The following is an 18,984-nucleotide window of genomic DNA, read 5'->3' on the forward strand; positions in this document are numbered from 1 at the left end:
CGCCGGCGCCGCCTCAGTGGATGCTGCCGATGCGCTTCAGGTTGCCGAAATTCATCCACACCACGAAGGCGCGGCCGACGATGTTCTCATCCGGCACGAATCCCCAGAAGCGGGAATCCTGGGAGTTGTCGCGGTTGTCGCCCATCATGAAGTAATGACCGGCCGGCACCTTGCAGGTCACGCCCTCGGCCGTGTAGGTGCAGTTCTCGCTGTACGGGAAGTCCCACTGCTTGCGGATGACGCCCTGCGACTCCGGGGCGACCAGGATCTGGTGCTCGACCGCGCCCAGCTTCTCGGTGAAGCGCGGACGGAAACGCATCGAGCCCGGATCCTCGTCGAAGTACTCGCCCTGCGAGACGGTCTCCACCAGCTTGCCGTTGAGGTACAGCTTCTGGTTGAGGTAGGCGATCTCGTCGCCGGGCAGGCCGACGGCGCGCTTGATGTAGTCGACGCTGGGGTTCTGCGGGAAGCGGAACACCACCACGTCGCCACGCTGGACATCGTTGTTGCTGATGATCTTCTTGTTGATCACCGGCAGACGGATGCCGTAGTGGTACTTGTTCACCAGGATCAGGTCGCCGATCAGCAGCGTCGGCACCATCGAGCCCGAGGGAATCTTGAACGGCTCGAACATGAACGAGCGCAGCAGGAACACGATCAGGATCACCGGGAACAGGCCGGCGGTCCAGTCCAGCCACCAGGGCTGGCGCAGCAGTTCCTCGCGGGCGCCTTCCACGTCGCCGTCGACGCGCTGGATGCCCTGCGCGGCCAGCGAGGCGCGACGCGCCGCGTCGCTCTCGCCCAGGCGGACCGCGGCGCGACGGCGCGCGGGCTCGAAGTGGAAGCGCTCGGCCAGCCAGTAGGCCAGCGTCACCGTGGTGAGGATCAGCAGCAGCAGCGAGAAGTTGCCGTTCCAGTAGCCCGTGTACCAGCCGCCCAGGTAGGCGATCAGGGCGGCGTACAGCAGCCCGGTCAATGCGCTCATGGCTTTCATTCTTCGACTTGGAGGATGGCCAGGAAGGCTTCTTGCGGCACCTCCACCGAACCGATTTGCTTCATGCGCTTCTTGCCGGCCTTCTGCTTCTCCAGCAGCTTGCGCTTGCGGGTGATGTCACCGCCGTAGCATTTTGCCAGCACGTTCTTGCGCAGCGCCTTGATGTTCTCGCGGGAGATGATGTTGGCGCCGATCGCCGCCTGGATCGCCACGTCGTACATCTGGCGCGGGATGATCTCGCGCATCTTGGCCGCCACCTGCCGGCCGCGGAACTGCGATTGCGAGCGGTGCACGATCAGCGACAGCGCGTCGATCCGGTCGCCGTTGATCAGCATGTCGACCTTGACGACGTCCGAGGCGCGGTATTCCTTGAACTCGTAGTCCATCGACGCGTAGCCGCGCGAGACCGACTTCAGCTTGTCGAAGAAGTCCAGCACGATCTCCGCCAGCGGGATCTCATAGGTCAGCATCACCTGACGGCCGTGGTACGCCATGTTCAGCTGCACGCCGCGCTTCTGGTTGGCCAGCGTCATCACCGGGCCGACGTATTCCTGCGGCATGTACAGGTGGACCGTCACGATCGGCTCGCGGATCTCGCCGATCTTGCTCTGCTCGGGCATCTTGGACGGGTTCTCGACCTCGATCACCTCGCCATCACCCAATTGGACTTCGTACACCACGCTCGGCGCGGTGGTGATCAGGTCCTGGTCGAATTCGCGCTCCAGGCGCTCCTGCACGATCTCCATGTGCAGAAGGCCCAGGAAGCCGCAGCGGAAGCCGAAGCCCAGCGCCTGCGAGACTTCCGGCTCGAAGCGCAGCGAGGCGTCGTTCAGCTTGAGCTTCTCCAGCGCGTCGCGCAGCTGGTCGTACTCGCTCGCCTCGGTCGGGTACAGGCCGGCGAAGACTTGCGGCTGGATCTCCTTGAAGCCGGGCAGCGCCTCGGCAGCGGGGCCGAGGTTGTTGGGCAGCTTCTTTTCCAGCGTGATGGTGTCGCCCACCTTCGCCGCGGCCAGTTCCTTGATGCCGGCGATGATGAAGCCCACCTGGCCGGCGCTGAGCTGGTCGCGGTTCTCCGACTTCGGCGTGAACACGCCCAGGTGCTCGGCCGGGTAGACGGCGTTGGTCGCCATCATCCGGATGCGCTCGCCCTTCTTCAGCGTGCCGTCGACGACGCGCACCAGCATCACGACGCCGACGTAGTTGTCGAACCACGAGTCGATGATCATCGCGCGCAGCGGCGCCTCGACCACGCCCTTGGGCGGCGGCATGCGGGCGATGACGGCCTCGAGGATGTCGTCGATGCCCATGCCGGTCTTGGCCGAGCACGGGATCGCGTCGGTCGCGTCGATGCCGATGACGTCCTCGATCTCCGCCTTGGCGCCGTCCGGATTGGCCTGCGGCAGGTCCATCTTGTTCAAGACCGGGATCACCTCGACCCCCAGCTCCAGCGCGGTGTAGCAGTTCGCCACCGTCTGGGCCTCGACGCCCTGGCTCGCGTCCACCACCAGCAGCGCGCCCTCGCAGGCGGACAGCGAGCGGCTCACCTCATAGGAGAAGTCCACGTGCCCGGGGGTGTCGATCAGGTTCAGGTTGTAGACCTGCCCGTCGCGCGCCTTGTACTGCAGCGCGGCGGTCTGTGCCTTGATCGTGATGCCGCGCTCGCGCTCGATGTCCATCGAGTCCAGCACCTGCGCTTCCATCTCCCGGTCGGACAGACCTCCGCAGCGCTGGATGATCCGGTCGGCCAGCGTGCTCTTGCCGTGGTCGATGTGGGCAATGATCGAGAAATTGCGGATGTGGTTCATGGACTCGGACGGAGACCGCGAACTCGCCCGCCACGCCAGCGACCCTCGAGCGGGGCACGCTGAGACGACGCTGCGGACGGTCGGTCGGGCGGTGTTGCACGGTCCTTCTCAGGACCTGAACAGGACATAAAAAAAAGGCACGTCGAAACGGTGACGCGCCTTCCAACAAAACGTATGGCAACTGCTTGTTGGGCTTTCATTGTAGCCAAAAGCCCCGCCCTGGAAACCGCATGGATGCGAGCTTCTCGCGCGTTGCCCTTCGCCAACAGCGATTTCATGCACAGGTTATCCACAAAACTTGGGGGCATCCTGTGGATCGCTGAGCCCATCAAAATGGAGCCTTCCGATTCACCGTCGGAACAGCGACAAAGCTGCCCGAACGCGCCCGGATTGTAGCGGAGCGAGGCACCAATGCCTCGCCTTGGTCACAGCCGTTAGCAAGCACCAACCGACGGCCGGACGTGCCGCGCGTCACGAATCACCGGCCTGGAATTCCGCATTGCGGAAAGCCCCAGGCCGGCGCTGGGTTGACGCTGGCGGCGCTCACCCCTTGCCCGGCTTGAGCACGACATAGGTGGCGACCTCGCCCCGGAGGACGAGCATCTGCAGCGACTTGCCCTTCTCGACCTTCGCCAGCGCCGCCTGGAATTGCTTGATGGTCTTCACCTCGGCATTGTTGGCCGAGAGGATCACGTCGCCGGCCTTCAAGCCTGCGCGCGCCGCCGGCCCCTCGGCCGTGTCGATGCGCAGGCCGCCGTCCACCTTCAGTTCCTTGCGCTGCGCTTCGCTGAGCTCGCTGACGGTCAGGCCCCAGGCCTGCGCGCCGGTGGCGGCCGGCGTTTCAGCCTCCGGCGCAGCGGGCGTGCGGTCATCCGGCAGCGCATCGAGCGTCGCGACCAGGTCCTTGTAGGCGCCGCGGCGGAACACCTGCAGCGGCACCTTCGTGCCCGGCTTGGTCGCGGCGGCAAGCCGACGCAGGTCGACCGCCTTCTCCACGGTCTTCCCGTCGAACTTGGTGATCACGTCGCCCAGTTGGAGACCCGCCTTCTCGCCGGGACCCGCCGGCGTGATGCGACTGATCAGCGCGCCCTGCGGCTTGCCCAGGCCGATCGCCTCGGCGACCTCCTTGCTGACGTCATCCGGATACACGCCCAGCATGCCGCGCGTCACCCGTCCGCTGGCGCGGAGCTGATCGGCCACGCGCATCGCCTCGTCGATCGGGATCGCGAACGAGATCCCCATGAACCCGCCCGACTGGCTGTAGATCTGCGAGTTGATGCCCACCACCTCGCCACGCAGGTTCAGCAGCGGCCCCCCGGAGTTGCCGGGGTTGATGGCGACGTCGGTCTGGATCAGCGGCAGCAGGTCACCGGTGTCGCGCGCCTTGGCGCTGACAATGCCGGCCGTCACCGTGTTGTCGAAGCCGAAAGGCGAGCCGATGGCCATGACCCATTCGCCGACCTTGAGCTTGCCGACATCCCCCATCCGCAGCAGCGGCAGGTTGCTCGCCTCGATCTTCAGCACGGCGACGTCGGTGCGGCGGTCCAGGCCCACGACCTTGGCCTTGAACTCCCGCTTGTCGGTCAGCGTGACCATGACCTCGTCGGCGTCGTCGACGACATGGGCATTGGTCATCACGAAGCCGTCGGCTCCGATCACGAAGCCCGAACCGAGGCCGCGACGCTGCGGCGCGTCGTCATCCTCGTCGTCGTCCGGCGCCGGCACCGGCGCCGGCGCGGGCGTGGCGCCGGGCGGCGTGCGGCGCTGCGGCGGCACCGGGATGCCGAAACGGCGCAGCAGTTCGCGCATCTGCTCATCGACCTGTGCATTCGCGACCTTGACCTTCTCCGAGGTCCGGATATTGACGACGGCCGGCCCGGCCTGCTCCACCAGGGCGCTGAAGTCAGGCAGCGCGCGCGTCAGGTCGGGCGTGGCGACCGGCACGGCGGCGGGGGTCGCGGGCTTCGTCGCGGTCTGGGCGTAGACGCCCAGCGACCCGCTCATCAGGGCGGCGCTGGCGATCGCCAGGGCAAGACGTGAAGGGGTGCGGGAACGATCGGAGTTGGGCATGAACACTCGCAGGTGGCGATGCAGGGTCGAAAGGCTCACATCATGCCCGCATTTCGAAACGGGCATGAGTCAGCCTCGAGCGAGGAACAGGTGAAGCCGCAGCAGCGTCCACTGGGCGCCGAGCGCCCCGCGCGAAGCGGCGATCCAGCGCACCGGCTGCCGGCCTCGGCGGCGGGCGCCATCGGCCGCCACAGCAGGGCTCAGCCGCAGCAGCATCCACCGTTCGATGTCGATGAAGACGTCCGGCGTGACGGCAAGCGGCTCGCCCGCCTGTTGCCACCACCATTGCGCGCCGTCCCATCGCAGAACGTCGGGCGCACGCGCGCGCACCGGCAGCGCCGCGGCCATGAGCGCGATACCCAGGGGGCCGAGCAGCATCGCGAGGTCGGATGCCTGCGCGAAGAAACCCGCCTGCCGCAGCACGGCGGCCACGACCGCGGCGGCACCTGCGGCCAGCACGGCGCGCTGCAGGCGCTCCCAGCGCGCATCGCGCGGCAATGAAAAACGCCGGGCAGCAGCCCGGCGTGATGTCGATCGGTTCGGCGTCATCGGTCGCCGCCCGGGTCGAGAGTCCTGGATCAGACCCGCTTGAAGATCAGCGTGCCGTTCGTGCCGCCGAAGCCGAAGTTGTTCTTCGCGGCGTACTCGATCGGCATCTTCCGCGCCTCATTGGCGCAATAGTCCAGGTCGCACTCGGGATCCTGGTTGAAGATGTTGATCGTCGGCGGAGCGACCTGGTCGTGGATCGCCTTGACGGTGAAGACGGACTCGATGCCGCCCGCGCCGCCCAGCAGATGGCCGGTCATCGACTTCGTCGACGACACCACCAGGCCGTTCTTCGCATACGCGCCGAAGGCCTGCTTGATCGCATTGGTCTCGTTGGCGTCGCCCAGCGGCGTGGACGTGCCGTGCGCGTTCATGTACTGGATCTGGTCCGCGTTCAGGCCCGCGTTGCGCAGCGCGTTGCGCATCGAGCGCGTCGGGCCGTCCACGTCGGGCGCGGTCATGTGGTACGCATCGGCGCTCATGCCGAAGCCCACCAGTTCCGCGTAGATCTTCGCGCCGCGCTTCTTGGCGTGCTCGTACTCCTCGAGCACCAGCACACCGGCGCCCTCGCCCAGCACGAAGCCGTCGCGATCCTTGTCCCAGGGACGGGACGCGGTCTTCGGGTCGTCGTTGCGGGTGGACAGCGCGCGGGCCGCGGCGAAACCGCCGACGCCCAGCGGCGACACCGTCGACTCCGAGCCGCCGGCGACCATGACGTCGGCGTCACCCGCCTCGATCATGCGGCCGGCCTGGCCGATGCTGTGCAGCCCCGTCGTGCACGCCGTCACGATCGCCAGGTTCGGGCCCTTGAACCCGCACTGGATCGAGACGTGGCCCGAGATCATGTTGATGATCGACGCCGGCACGAAGAACGGACTGATGCGGCGCGGGCCGCGATTGGTCAGTTCCGCGTGGGTCTCCTCGATCATCGGCAGGCCGCCGATGCCCGAGCCGACCAGCACGCCGATGCGCTCCGCCAGTTCGGGGCTGAGCGCGTCGCCGGTGGGCAGACCCGAGTCGCGGATCGCCTGCAGCGACGCCGCCAGCCCGTAATGGATGAACGTGTCCATGTGCCGGGCTTCCTTCGCGGGGATGTAGTCATCCACCTTGAAGTCCTTGACCTCGCCAGCGAAATGGCAGGCCAGGGGGCTGGCATCGAAACGGGTGATGGTGTCGATGCCGGACTTGCCAGCCACGATGTTGGCCCAGCCCTGCTCGACCGTGTTGCCCACGGGCGAGATCAGGCCGAGACCGGTGACGACGACGCGACGACGGCTCATGCTGCTTGCTTACGCCTTCTGGTGCTTGACCGCGTAGTCGATCGCCAGTTGAACGGTGGTGATCTTCTCGGCCTCTTCGTCCGGGATCTCGATGCCGAACTCGTCTTCGAGGGCCATCACCAGTTCCACGGTGTCCAGAGAATCAGCGCCCAGATCGGCGACGAAGGCCTTTTCATTGGTCACATCGGCTTCGGGCACGCCGAGTTGCTCGGCGATGATTTTCTTGACACGTGCTTCGATATCGCTCATGACTCCTCCAGGAGGGGTTTGCTAGAACAACCCGGGATTCTAAGGCCTTAGAGTGGCGCCCCTAGTTCGGACCTCCCGAGGCGCGCCTTCCTCGATGGATACGGCGCGCGCTCGCACTCTATCAGCCCCACACCGGCCGGGTGAATCCGGTGGGTGGCCCGCCCGCGAGGGGCGGCTTCCACCTCAATTCATGTACATGCCGCCGTTGACATGCAGCTCGACGCCGGTGATGTAGCCCGCTTCGGGCGACGCCAGGAAGGCGACGGCATGCGCGATCTCGGCCGGATCGCCCAGGCGGCCCGCCGGAATCTGCGCCAGCAGCGCGGTCTTCTGCGCCTCGGGCAGCACGTCCGTCATGTCGGTGGCGATGAAGCCGGGGGCGACGCAGTTCACCGTGATCGAGCGGCTGCCCAGTTCCCGTGCGAGGGCACGCGTCATGCCCGCCACGCCGGCCTTGGCGGCCGCGTAGTTGGCCTGGCCGGCATTGCCGGAGGCGCCCACCACCGAGGTGATGTTGACGATGCGGCCGTAGCGCTGCTTCATCATCGGCCGCATCACCGCGCGGCTGGCGCGGAAGACGGCCTTCAGGTTGGTGTCCAGGACGGCGTCCCAGTCCTCGTCCTTGAGGCGCATGGCGAGCATGTCCTTCGTGATGCCGGCATTGTTGACCAGCACCTGGATGCCGCCGTCCTGCTTGACGATCGCGTCGATCAGCCCATCGACGGCTGCGCCGTCATTGACGTTGAGCACCGCGCCGCGACCGCCGTGCGGCGCCAGCGCCTCGGTGATGGCCTGCGCGCCGGACTCGCTGGTCGCGGTGCCGATCACGACGAAGCCCTTCTGGGCCAGCGTCAGCGCGATCGCGCGGCCGATGCCGCGGCTGGCGCCGGTCACCAGCGCCACTTGCTTGTTGTCGGACATGGGGAACCTCGGAAGGGATTCGGGAAAAAGGAGTTCAGGCCTGAGGCCTCAGGCCAGCAGGGCTCTGGCCTCGGCCAGCGAGGCGGGGTCGAGCACGGTGGCGCTGGCCAGTTCGGCATCGATGCGTTTGGCCATGCCGGCCAGCACCTTGCCCGGGCCGCATTCGATGACGGTGTTCAGGCCGCGCGCCTTGAGCGCCTGCACCACCTCGACCCAGCGCACCGGGCCGAAGGCCTGGCGGAAGAGCGCGTCGCGCAGCGCCTCGATGTCGTCGGTCACGGCGACGTCGATGTTGTTGATCACCGGGAAGGCAGCCGGCTGGAAGGCCACCGCGGCGAGCTTCTCGCGCAGGCGGTCGGCGGCCGGCTTCATCAGGCTGGAGTGGAACGGCGCGGACACCGGCAGCGGCAGCGCGCGCTTGGCGCCCGCGGCCTTGAGCGCCTCATTGGCCTTCTCCACGCCCGCCTTGGAGCCGGCGATCACCGTCTGCTTCGGGTCGTTGAAGTTGACCGCCTCGACGACCTCGCCCGATGCGGCGGCGACCTGCTGGCAGACCTCGCGCACCACGGCGGCGTCCAGGCCCAGGATCGCGGACATCGCGCCGGTGCCGACCGGCACGGCGTCCTGCATCGCCTGCGCGCGGAAGCGCACCAGCGGCAGCGCGTCGGACAGGCTCAGCGCGCCGGCGGCCACCAGCGCCGTGTACTCGCCCAGCGAGTGGCCGGCGGCGGCCGAGGGCACCAGGCCGGTCTCGGCGATCCAGGCGCGATAGTTGGCGACGCCGGCGGTCAGCATCACCGGCTGCGTGTTGGTCGTCAGGTCCAGCTGTTCCTTGGGACCGTTCTTGATCAGCGCGCCGATGTCCTCGCCCAGCGCGGCGGAGGCCTCGGCCAGCGTGCGGACGACTTCCGGGTGATCGCCCCAGGCGTCCAGCATGCCCACCGATTGGGAGCCCTGACCGGGGAAGACGAATGCGAAGTTCTTGCTCATGGCGGTTGGGTCCGAAGCTAACGAATCAGAGGGAGCAGAGAGGGGGCACGGGGGAGCGGCGCGGGGACCGGCAACCGCGCGCGTCGCGCGTCGACGCGACCGTGGAGCGGCCGGTGTCGCGTTCAAGGCGACACGTCGGACGGGGCCGGACAAGCCGGCTTCAAGCAGGCATCAGTAATCCAGCAGCACCGCGCCCCAGGTGAAACCACCGCCCACGCCTTCCAGCATCACCGTGTCGCCGCGCTTGATCTTGCCGGCGCGCACCGCGACGTCGAAGGCCAGCGGGATCGAGGCGGCGGAGGTGTTGCCGTGTTCGTCGACGGTCGCGATCAGCTTGTCCAGCGACATCTTCAGCTTCTTGGCCGTGCCCTGCATGATCCGGATGTTGGCCTGGTGGGGGATCAGCCAGTCGATGTCGGCATCGGTGCGGCCAGCCTTGTCCAGGACCGAGCGGGCCACCTTCTCGAGCACGCCCACGGCCAGCTTGAACACCGCCTGGCCGTCCATCTTCAGCAGCGGATGGCCCAGCACCTCGCCGCCGGACACGGTGCCCGGGGTGCAGAGGATGTCGGCATGGCGGCCGTCGGCATGGAGTTCGCTCGCGAGGATGCCGGGCTCGTCGCTGGCGCCGACGACCACGGCGCCGGCGCCGTCGCCGAACAGCACGCAGGTGGTGCGGTCCTTGAAGTCGAGGATGCGCGAGAACACTTCCGCGCCGACCACCAGCGCCTTGGTCGCGGCGCCGCTCTTGATCATCGCGTCGGCGACGGTCAGCGCATACACGAAGCCGGAGCACACGGCCTGCACGTCGAAGGCGGCGCAGCCGTGGATTCCGAGCTTCTGTTGCAGCAGGCAGGCGGCGGACGGGAACACCATGTCCGGCGTGGACGTGGCGACGATGATCAGGTCGATCTCATCGGCGCGGACGCCGGCCGCTTCGAGCGCCGCGAGCGACGCGGGCAGCGCGAGGTCGCTGGCGGTGACCTGCGGGTCGGCGAAGTGACGGGCGTGGATGCCGGTGCGCTCGACGATCCATTCATGGGAGGTCTCGATCCCGTCGCGGGCGAGGCGTTCCGCGAGGGCCGCGTTGGTGACGCGGTTGGCGGGCAGGTAGCTGCCCGTGCCGAGGATGCGGGTATGGCGCTTGGAAGCAGTGGTCATGCAGCGTGGGCGGCGGCAGCCGCCTGGTCTCCAGCATCGACGCCCTCCTCATTGGCCGGCGCGGGGAGCGCCTGCAGCGTCGCGACGATGCGATCGTGAACCCGGTCTAGGAGCCGGTTGCGGGCCGCATCATACGCCCGGTTCAGCGCCTGCTCGAAAGCGAAGGCATCGGCCGAGCCGTGGCTCTTGAAGACCAGTCCGCGCAGGCCCAGCAGCGCCGCGCCGTTGAAGCGGCGGTGGTCGACGCGATTCTTGAAGCGCTGCAGCACCGGCATCGCCAGCAGCGCGATGAGCTTGGTCCAGGGGGTCCGGGTGAACTCCGCCTTGATGAAGCTGGAGATCATGCTGGCCAGCCCTTCGGCGGTCTTCAGCGCGACATTGCCGACGAAGCCGTCGCAGACGACGACGTCGGTCGTGCCCTTGAAGATGTCGTTGCCCTCGACGTTGCCGTGGAAGTTGAGCTGGTCATGGGCGGCGACCTCGCGCAGCAGTTCGCCGGCGCGCTTGATGGTCTCGTTGCCCTTGATCATTTCCTCGCCGATGTTCAGCAGGCCGACGCTCGGGTTCTCCTTGCCGTCCACCGCCGACACCAGCGCGCTGCCCATGACGGCGAACTGCAGCAGGTGCTCGGGACCGCAGTCGACGTTGGCGCCGAGGTCCAGCACGGTGGTGAAGCCGCCCACTTGGTTGGGCATGACGGTGGCGATGGCCGGCCGGTCGATGCCTTCGAGCGTCTTGAGCAGGTACTTGGCGACCGCCATCAGCGCGCCGGTGTTGCCGGCCGAGACGCAAGCCCGCGCGAGCGCGGGCGAGCCATCCTTGCCCGGCTTGAGCTGCGAGAGCGCCACGCGCATCGACGAATCCTTCTTGCGGCGCAGCGCGACCTCGATCGGGTCGTCCATGCTGACGACCTCGCTGGCGGGGACGATGCGCACGCGCGGCCAGGCGGCCGCTTCCTGGAGCGCCTCGGGCAGGCCGACCAGCAGCAGCTCCGCTTGCGGATGCGCGGCGAGGAAGGCCCGGCAGGCCGGGAGCGTCACGGCGGGGCCGTGATCGCCGCCCATGCAGTCCACCGCCAGACGGAGCGGCTCGGCGGAGGGCGATGAGCGGGTGGCGGGAAGTGCGGTCATCGAAACCTGAGGAGAAGAATCACCGGTCGAAGCTGCGACTGTAGCGACCTCGCAAGAAGCGTGCGCGACAGCCGGCCCCAGCCGGCGCACGCATCCCGGGCATTCCGGGTGCGCGCGAAGAAGGTGAGAAGACGACGGAAATGCGAAAGCCCGGCAACGCGAGGCGCTGAACCGGGCTTTCTTCTTGTCGTGAGGACCAGACGGAAGGCGCCTTGCGGCGGCTTCCTGACCGGCTGATCGCGTCGATCAGGCGGCGTCGGCCTTGGTCTTCAGCACCTTGCGGCCACGATAGAAGCCGTTGGGGCTGATGTGGTGGCGCAGATGCACTTCACCGGTGGTCGGCTCGATCGCGGTGCCCGGGGTGCCCAGGGCGTTGTGCGAGCGGTGCATGCCACGCTTCGACGGGGACTTCTTGTTTTGCTGAACGGCCATGATTGATTCTCCTAAAGGCTTCGGCTGGCTTCGGTGGTTCGAGGCTTGCTCGGGCTCTCGAGAGAACTCGAGCTGTGCCGCGGATCCCACGAGGATGCTCCGCTACCGACGCCTCGGTCCCGGCGGGCCGCCCACATGGACGGCCATTTCGAACCGGGAAAGCCGGAAACTATAGCACAGCGGGCATCCGGGCGGCAAACCCGTCGCATGATCGGCGGCCGCTTCGCGAGCACAAGGTCGCGCGGAGCCGCCCCGTCCCGCGCCTCAAGCCTTGCCGCCACCCTTCTTGAGGGCGGCCAGCGCGGCGAACGGGTTCGGGCGCTCCTCTTCGGGCGCCTCGTCCTCCTCGACATTGGCGTGCGGCAGCGGCTCCGGGCACTCGTCGTGACGCGGGACCACCGGCAGCTCCAGCAGCAGCTCGTCCTCGACCAGCTCGCGCAGGTTGAGGTGGCGCGCCAGCGCGAGCACGTCATCGTCCGAATCCATGTCCAGTTCAGCGGCCATGTCCTCGTCCTTGACGAAGCGGAACCAGCGCGAGACCGCCAGGTCCTCGCGCACCGGCTTCAGGCAGCGCTGGCAGGTCAGCGCGACCTGCGCCTCGGCGCCGAGCTCCAGCCAGATCTGCGGCTCGCCGCCTTTGGGCGTGCGGGTCTCCCCCCGGGTGGTCCACCGGACGGGGGGCCAGTGGGTGGGATCGGACTCGGGCGCGGCCGATTCAGCCAGGCGCGGGAGGCTGGCGGCGGGCCACTCGCCCTCGAGCGAGGCACCCTCCCGGGCGAAGGCCTCGACATCGAGCTTCAGGGGATCGAACGAACGCGGTTTCATGGGGCGCAAGTGTACGAGCCGGCTCTGCCCGGGTGGGAGAATCCCGCCCCATGACCGCCCTTCCCCGCCCGCTGATCCTGGGCTCCACCTCCCGCTACCGGCGCGAACTGCTGGAGCGCCTGCGGCTGCCCTTCGAGACCGCGGCGCCCGAAGTCGACGAAGCCCCTCGCGCCGGCGAATCGCCCGAGGCGCTCGCGCGCCGGCTGGCGCTGGCCAAGGCGCAGGCCGTGGCCGCGCGCTTTCCGCAGGCGCTGGTGATCGGCTCCGACCAGGTCGCGGACCTGGCGGGCCAGCCGATCGGCAAGCCCGGCACGCATGAGCGGGCGGTCGAGCAGTTGCAGGCCATGCGCGGCCGCACCGTCGTGTTCCAGACGGCGGTCGCGGTGGTCTGCGCGGCGACGGGCTTCGTCGGCGAGGACCTGGCGGCGGTGCGCGTGCGCTTCCGCGACCTGAGCGATGCCGACATCGAGCGCTACCTCCGCGCCGAGCAACCTTACGACTGCGCCGGCAGCGCAAAGGCCGAGGGGCTGGGCATCGCGCTGCTCGAGGCCATCGATTCCGACGACCCCACCGCGCTGATCGGCCTGCCGCTGATCCGCACCGCGGCATTGCTCCGCCAGGGCGGGCTCGACGTACTGGGCCTGCTGACCTGAACACCCGTTTCCGACCCTGATTGCAAAGACTCCCGATGACCCGCGGCCGCCTCTTCCTCGTTCCCAACACCCTCGACTTCGGCATGGACGGCCAGGAGGTCGACCTCCGCGAGGTGCTGCCCGACGCGGTGCTCACCCGCGCGGCGGCGATCACCCACTGGGCGGCGGAGAACGCCAAGACCACACGCGCCTTCCTCAAGCGCGTCGGCGCGATCCATGCGCTGGCGGTGCCGCTGCAGGAGCAGCGGATCGAGGAACTGCCTCGTCCGCCGAAGGGTCGCGCTCCGGCGGCGAACGCCGCAGTGGGCGCGGCCGCCGAGGACCAGGCCTGGGCGGCGCTGCTGCAACCGACGCTGGACGGCCACGACCTGGGGCTGATCTCCGAGGCCGGCATGCCCGCGGTGGCGGACCCCGGCGCACGGCTGGTCGCGGCGGCGCATGCCGCCGGCGTGGAGGTCGTCCCGCTGACGGGACCGAGCTCGCTGCTGATGGCGGTGGCCGCCAGCGGCCTGAACGGCCAGAGCTTCGCCTTCGTCGGTTACCTGCCGGTCGACGCGGCGGAGCGCGCGACCCGCATCAAGTCGCTGGAAGCGGCCTCCGCCCGGGACCAGCAGACCCAGCTGATGATCGAGACGCCCTATCGCAACGGCGCATTGCTGCAGGCGCTGCTGGCGACGCTGAAGCCGACGACCGCGCTATCGGTGAGCTGCGGCCTCAGCCTGAAGGACGCCTGGACCCACACCGCCACGGTGGCGCAGTGGCGCAAGGCGCCGAAGGCGCTGGCCGACAAGGTGCCGGCGGTGTTCTCGATCCTGGGCTCGCGCTGACCTAACGCGCGGACCGAAGGCGCTACCGAACGCGCGGGCCGACGGCGCCATGAGCAAAGGCCGGACGCCTCACGGCGGTCCGGCCTTCTTCATTCAGGGCCACGGGGCCTTGGGTTCGAGCCCGGACCCGTTCGCCGCTCAGGATTCGCTGTCCGCGGTGACCGGCGGCTTCTTGGCGCCGAACAGCGCCGCCACCTTCTTCTTCGGCTTGATGTTGGCCGACAGACCGCTGCGCGGCGCCTGCGCGCCCCCCTTCTCCCAGGACGGCGCCTCGGCGCGTTCGCTGACTTCGTAGGGCTTGTCGAACAGCGGATCGTAGGCCTGGCGCTGCGGCGCGCGCGGCGCCGAGGCGTGCGAGCCGTAGGCCTCGTCGCGGCGGTCCTCGCGCTCGCGGCGGAAGTCGCGGCGCTCGCCGCGGTCTTCGCGATCGCCACCGCGGTCACCGCCACGCTCGCCCCGGTCGGACCGCTCGCCGCGCTCTCCACGGTCGCTACGGTCGAAGCGACGGCGCTCGCCTTCGAGCTCGATCGGCTCCAGGTCCAGCTTGCGCTTGATCAGCTTCTCGATCTCGCCGACCAGGCGGGCGTCCGCCTTGGTGACCAGCGTGAAGGCCAGGCCCGAGGCGCCGGCACGGCCGGTGCGGCCGATGCGGTGCACGTAGTCCTCGGCGTTGAAGGGCACGTCGAAGTTGAAGACGGCCGGCAGGTCGGCGATGTCCAGGCCGCGGGCGGCGACGTCGGTGGCCACCAGCAGCTCGACCTCGCCGCGCTTGAACGCCTCCAGCGACTTCAGCCGCTCGTCCTGCGACTTGTCGCCGTGAAGCGCGGCGGTCTTCAGGCCGTCGCGCTCGAAGGCGCGGGCCAGGCGCGCGGCGCCCAGCTTGGAGTTCACGAACACGATCGACTGCGTGATCTCGCGCTGGCGCAACAGCTGCTTGACCGCGGCGCGCTTGTCGTCGTCATCGACGCTGAAGAAGCGCTGCTCGACGGTGGACGCCGTGGCGTTCGGCCGCGCGACCTCGACCAGCTCCGGCTCCTGCAGGTAGCTCTGCGCGAGTTTCTTGATCTCCGGCGAGAAGGTCGCCGAGAACAGCAGCGTCTGGCGCGTCTTGGGCAGGTAGCTCAGGATGCGCTGCAGGTCGGGCAGGAAGCCGATGTCCAGCATGCGGTCCGCCTCGTCGAGCACCACGTACTCGACATGGTTGAGCACCGCGTTCTTGGCTTCGATGTGGTCCAGCAGGCGGCCCGGCGTGGCGATCAGCACCTCGACGCCGGCCTTGAGCTGCAGCGTCTGGGGCTTCATGTCGATGCCGCCGAAGACGCAGGCCACGCGCAGCTGCGTGTGCTTGGCGTAGGCCTTGACGTTGTTGGCGACCTGGTCGGCCAGCTCGCGGGTCGGGGCCAGCACGAGGGCGCGCACCGGATGGCGGGCAGGCGACATCGAGGCGTTCTCGTGCTTGAGCATGCGCTGCAGCAGCGGGATGGAGAACGCGGCGGTCTTGCCGGTGCCGGTCTGAGCGGCGCCCATCACGTCTTTGCCGGACAGGACGATCGGGATCGCCTTGGCCTGGATGGGCGTCATCGTCGCGTAGCCCTGGTCGGCCACGGCACGCAGCAGCTTGGGGTCCAGCGGCAGCGTGTCGAAACGGGGGCTTGGCGTCGGGGTGGATTCGGTCATGGGCGCGGATTATCCTCCAAGCCCCCGAAAGCCCCGGGAAACCACCGATCCCGGCGCGTGCAGCACCGCATGAAGCGGGCCGCGGCGTGCAGGATCGGCCTGCCGGATCAGGGCATCGAACGGTCGGTCAGCTTGCGCTGATCGCCGCGGAACACCATCCACTTCGGGGTGCGGAAACGCACGATGCGCCAGTACAGCGCGACGTAGGCGACGCCGAACAGCACCATGCAGGCGGCGATCGCCGGGGTGGAATCCCAGAACAGCAGCGCCGGCGCCAGCGACGAGAGGCACAGCGTCCAGAGATACGGCGCGGTCATCGAGTTGCGGCGCGTCATCAGGCGCGCGTCGCGTGCGCCAATCGCCCAGCGCATCAGGCGACGGTAGATGAGCGAGTGCAGATGGATGCCGTCCGGATCGCCGGGGCTGGTGTTGCGCAGGAAGCGGCGGCGGTAGATGGAGAACACCGTCTCGAACACCGGATAGATGCACACCATCAGCGCGAACAGCGGCGAGACCTGCGGATGGCGATGGATCAGCAGGATGGCGATCTCCGCCAGGTAGAAGCCCATGAAGTACGCGCCGCCGTCGCCCAGGAAGATGAGGCCGGCGGGGTAGTTCCAGACGAAGAAGCCGAGGATGGCGCCGACGCCGGCCAGCGCCCAGAGGGCGAGTTCGGTATCGCCGACCTGGTAGGCGACATAGGCCAGCGACAGCAGCATCAGGCTGACGCACATCGAGGACAGCCCGTTGAAGCCGTCGATGATGTTGACCGAGTTGGCGACGCCCGCGACGACGAAGACGGTGATCAGCACCGCGCCCACGGTGGTGCCGACGATGAAGTCCAGGCCGGGGATGTCGGTGCGGTTGATCGTCGCCTGAAGGAGCCAGCAGCCGAGGGCCGCGGAGACCGCGGTGGCGATCAGGCGCTCGCGCGGGGAAACCTTCTTGGTGAAGTCCTCGATCAACCCGGCGCCGAAGGCCGGCAGTCCGGCCAGGAGCAGGAGCAGGCCGGTCTTGGCCTGTGGATGCTTGAGGAACCAGGCCAGCGCGACCATGCCGACCAGACCGACAAAGATGCCGAGGCCACCAATGCGCGGCACAGGGCGGGCGTGAAACTTCTGGGGGCCGGAAAGGTCGTGGTCCGCAGACAGATGCCCGTGCACGGTCGACGAATGCACGACATACAACGTGATCGCCGCCGCCAGTGCGAACGGGATGAGCAAATACAACATGGCCGGCAGTGTAACGATCAGCTTCCGGTCCCCGGCGGTTTTGGCGCAACAGCGCTGCCATAGAATGCCGCGCTGGCCGCCCCGACACCCCTTGTCACAAGGCACATCGGGGCGGCTCTCCCTTTCAGAGACGAGATCACGCATGGAACTTCGCGCCCAACGCGCCTCTTCGCCGCTGTCGACGATGACTCGATCCCTCCAGACTTTCCAGAAGCCCGCGCTGGCGCTGTTGATGACCTGCCTGATGGCGGGTCCGGCCATCGCGCAGTCGATGGGAAGCGGTCAGACCTCGTCCGAGAACAGCAGCGATGTCAGCGGCCCGGTCCGACTGAACTCCACGACGCGCGGCACGCAGGACGCGCCGACGCAGCAGCAACAGCAGCAGCAGGCGCAATCGGCCATGCCGCGCGCGCCCAAGTACGTGCCCGGCGAGTTCGAGATCTACGTCAACAAGCTGCTGGGCCTGGACCTGACGGATCCGCTCACGCTGGAACAGCTGCGCCGCTCCGAGTCCGGCCTGACTGAAATCGGCACGGTGACGCAGACGCAGACCGGCGCTGTCGGAAAAGCGACGACGATCTCCACCGACAACATCGTCCGGCGCCTGGGTGCCGACCTGATGCTCGATGCCCGCATGGGCTCGGACACCGACGGCCCGCGCCAGGCGCCCTCGGACTACCTGATCGGCATCGGCGACGAAATCCAGGTCACCGCCTGGGGCTCGGTGGACGCCGACCTGCGCCTGACCGTCGACCGCGCCGGCCGCGTCACGATCCCGCGTGTCGGCCCGGTGCTGGTGGCTGGCGTGCGCTACGGCGACCTGAACGACGTGGTGCGTGCACGCATCGCGCAGGTGTTCAAGAACTTCCAGGTCAGCACCTCGCTGGGCAAGCTGCGCACGATCCGCATCTATGTGACCGGCTTCACTGCGAAGCCGGGCGCCTACACGGTCAGCAGCCTGGCGACGATCGTCAACGGCCTGATCCGCGCTGGCGGCCCGTCGGCGGCCGGCAGCTTCCGCCAGATCGAACTGCGCCGCAACGGCCAGGTCGTCGCGAATTTCGATGCGTACGACCTGCTGCTCAAGGGCGACAAGGCCAGCGACCGCGCACTGCAGGCCGAGGACGTGATCCACATCGGCCCGATCGGCCCGCAGGTGGCGGTGCTGGGGAGCGTGAACAAGCAGAGCATCGTCGAGCTGAAGCCCGGCGAGACGATCGACGACGTGCTGGCAATGGCTGGTGGCTTCAGCGCGGTGGCGGACCGCTCGCGCATCTCGATCGAGCAGTTGAGCGATCGCAACGACCGCCGCGTGCGGGAGCTGCAGTTGCCCGCGCAGGCGAAGGTCGCGGCATCCAATGGCGACGTGATCCGCGTGTTCAGTAGCGTCAACACGGCGCTGCCGCTTGCCAAGCAGTACAAGCGTGTCACGGTGGAAGGCGAAGTCGCCCGTCCTGGCGAGTATGTGCTGCCGCCGACAAGCACCCTGCAGGACGCGATCGCCGCGGCTGGCGGATTGACGCCCCAGGCGTATGTCTTCGGCACGGACTTCTCGCGCGAGAGCGTTCGGCAGTCGCAGCAGGAGAACTACGACCGTGCGCTGCGGGACCTGGAGACGGAGTTCACCAAGTACGCCAGCACGCAGCGTGCGACCACGGCTGATGAAGCAGCGGGCAATGCGCAGCGCGCCGCAGGCAGTGAACGACTGGTGGCGCGGCTGCGAGCCGTGCGCCCGACCGGCCGCGTGGTTCTGCAGTTGGAGTCCGATGCGCGGCAACTGCCCTCGTTGACCGTTGAGGATGGCGACCGGTTGCTCATCCCGGCGAAGCCGACGACGGTGGGAGTGTTCGGGAGCGTCTTCAATTCGGGCAGCTTCCTCCTGCGCGATGGGGCGTCGGTAGACGACGTCATGAAGCTCGCAGGTGGCCCGACCCGTGGCGCCGACGCGGGCGGCGCCTTCGTGATCCGCGCCAACGGCACGGTCGTGAGCGCGCGCCAGTCGAGCAGTGGCTGGCTGGGCTTCGGCTCCGGCTTGGCGAGCCTGTCCGCACTGCCGGGAGACACGGTCTTCGTCCCGGAGGAAATGAACAAGACGACGTTCATCCAGGACGCGAAGGACTGGACGCAGATCCTGGCCAACTTCGGCTTGGGAGCGGCGGCGTTGAAGACGATCAAGAACTAAGTCGCGAGCC

At 68.3% G+C, this 18,984-nt stretch carries 17 protein-coding genes; 3 read left to right on the plus strand and 14 right to left on the minus strand.

Going from position 1 to position 18,984, the window contains the following annotated elements:
• Positions 1-13: 13 nt before the first annotated feature.
• The 12 genes from lepB to FHT38_RS17920 all read right to left on the minus strand — a co-directional run bounded on the left by lepB (position 14) and on the right by FHT38_RS17920 (position 12,403).
• Positions 14-994: a signal peptidase I gene (gene lepB, locus FHT38_RS17865; RefSeq protein ID WP_183492752.1), complete on the minus strand. Its 981-nt coding sequence runs from the start codon at positions 992-994 to the stop codon at positions 14-16.
• Complete coding sequence (lepA, locus tag FHT38_RS17870) at positions 991-2,799, minus strand: translation elongation factor 4 (protein WP_091726633.1); 1,809 nt, start codon at positions 2,797-2,799, stop codon at positions 991-993. Before lepA ends, lepB begins: the two co-directional genes overlap by 4 nt.
• Before the next feature lie 543 nt (positions 2,800-3,342).
• Entirely contained in the window at positions 3,343-4,869 is a 1,527-nt protein-coding gene (locus FHT38_RS17875) for a DegQ family serine endoprotease (protein WP_255488845.1), read from the minus strand.
• A gap of 69 nt (positions 4,870-4,938) precedes the next feature.
• The gene (locus tag FHT38_RS17880; protein ID WP_183492753.1) at positions 4,939-5,418 is read right to left on the minus strand and encodes a hypothetical protein; all 480 of its coding nucleotides are present in this window, start codon (positions 5,416-5,418) and stop codon (positions 4,939-4,941) included.
• Positions 5,419-5,447: 29 nt separating this feature from the next.
• Positions 5,448-6,695, minus strand: coding sequence for a beta-ketoacyl-ACP synthase II (fabF, locus tag FHT38_RS17885; protein ID WP_091726647.1), 1,248 nt, complete (start codon positions 6,693-6,695; stop codon positions 5,448-5,450).
• Between the two features lie 9 nt (positions 6,696-6,704).
• Entirely contained in the window at positions 6,705-6,944 is a 240-nt protein-coding gene (acpP, locus tag FHT38_RS17890; RefSeq protein WP_058936430.1) for an acyl carrier protein, read from the minus strand.
• A 183-nt stretch (positions 6,945-7,127) separates the two neighbouring features.
• Positions 7,128-7,865, minus strand: a complete 738-nt coding sequence (gene fabG, locus FHT38_RS17895) for a 3-oxoacyl-ACP reductase FabG (RefSeq protein ID WP_183492754.1) — start codon at positions 7,863-7,865, stop codon at positions 7,128-7,130.
• 48 nt (positions 7,866-7,913) lie between these two features.
• The gene (gene fabD / locus FHT38_RS17900) at positions 7,914-8,855 is read right to left on the minus strand and encodes an ACP S-malonyltransferase (protein ID WP_183492755.1); all 942 of its coding nucleotides are present in this window, start codon (positions 8,853-8,855) and stop codon (positions 7,914-7,916) included.
• A 171-nt stretch (positions 8,856-9,026) separates the two neighbouring features.
• Positions 9,027-10,016 (minus strand): beta-ketoacyl-ACP synthase III, encoded by a 990-nt coding sequence (locus FHT38_RS17905; protein ID WP_183492756.1) that lies wholly within the window; start codon positions 10,014-10,016, stop codon positions 9,027-9,029.
• Positions 10,013-11,146 (minus strand): phosphate acyltransferase PlsX, encoded by a 1,134-nt coding sequence (plsX, locus tag FHT38_RS17910; protein ID WP_183492757.1) that lies wholly within the window; start codon positions 11,144-11,146, stop codon positions 10,013-10,015. Before plsX ends, FHT38_RS17905 begins: the two co-directional genes overlap by 4 nt.
• Positions 11,147-11,392: 246 nt before the next feature.
• Complete coding sequence (gene rpmF / locus FHT38_RS17915) at positions 11,393-11,578, minus strand: 50S ribosomal protein L32 (RefSeq protein WP_091726670.1); 186 nt, start codon at positions 11,576-11,578, stop codon at positions 11,393-11,395.
• A 264-nt stretch (positions 11,579-11,842) separates the two neighbouring features.
• The gene (locus FHT38_RS17920; RefSeq protein ID WP_183492758.1) at positions 11,843-12,403 is read right to left on the minus strand and encodes a DUF177 domain-containing protein; all 561 of its coding nucleotides are present in this window, start codon (positions 12,401-12,403) and stop codon (positions 11,843-11,845) included.
• Between the two features lie 50 nt (positions 12,404-12,453).
• Between FHT38_RS17920 and FHT38_RS17925 the strand changes: the two genes are divergently transcribed.
• The gene (locus tag FHT38_RS17925; RefSeq protein WP_183482321.1) at positions 12,454-13,056 is read left to right on the plus strand and encodes a Maf family nucleotide pyrophosphatase; all 603 of its coding nucleotides are present in this window, start codon (positions 12,454-12,456) and stop codon (positions 13,054-13,056) included.
• Between the two features lie 35 nt (positions 13,057-13,091).
• A complete protein-coding gene (locus FHT38_RS17930) occupies positions 13,092-13,883 on the plus strand; it encodes an SAM-dependent methyltransferase (RefSeq protein ID WP_183492759.1) in 792 nt (263 codons plus the stop codon).
• Positions 13,884-14,021: 138 nt separating this feature from the next.
• On the opposite strand, the gene FHT38_RS17935 is transcribed toward FHT38_RS17930, so the two are convergent.
• Together FHT38_RS17935 and FHT38_RS17940 are read right to left on the minus strand one after the other, a co-directional pair.
• Positions 14,022-15,560 (minus strand): DEAD/DEAH box helicase, encoded by a 1,539-nt coding sequence (locus tag FHT38_RS17935; RefSeq protein ID WP_183492760.1) that lies wholly within the window; start codon positions 15,558-15,560, stop codon positions 14,022-14,024.
• A 107-nt stretch (positions 15,561-15,667) separates the two neighbouring features.
• Positions 15,668-16,792 (minus strand): glycosyltransferase, encoded by a 1,125-nt coding sequence (locus tag FHT38_RS17940; protein ID WP_183492761.1) that lies wholly within the window; start codon positions 16,790-16,792, stop codon positions 15,668-15,670.
• On the opposite strand from FHT38_RS17940, the gene FHT38_RS17945 reads away from it, so the two are divergent.
• Positions 16,749-18,974, plus strand: a complete 2,226-nt coding sequence (locus FHT38_RS17945; protein ID WP_183492762.1) for an SLBB domain-containing protein — start codon at positions 16,749-16,751, stop codon at positions 18,972-18,974. The two genes, FHT38_RS17940 and FHT38_RS17945, sit on opposite strands and share 44 nt — an antisense overlap.
• Positions 18,975-18,984 lie beyond the last annotated feature (10 nt).

The sequence above is a fragment of the Mitsuaria sp. BK041 genome (assembly GCF_014193085.1).
GTDB lineage: Bacteria > Pseudomonadota > Gammaproteobacteria > Burkholderiales > Burkholderiaceae_C > Roseateles.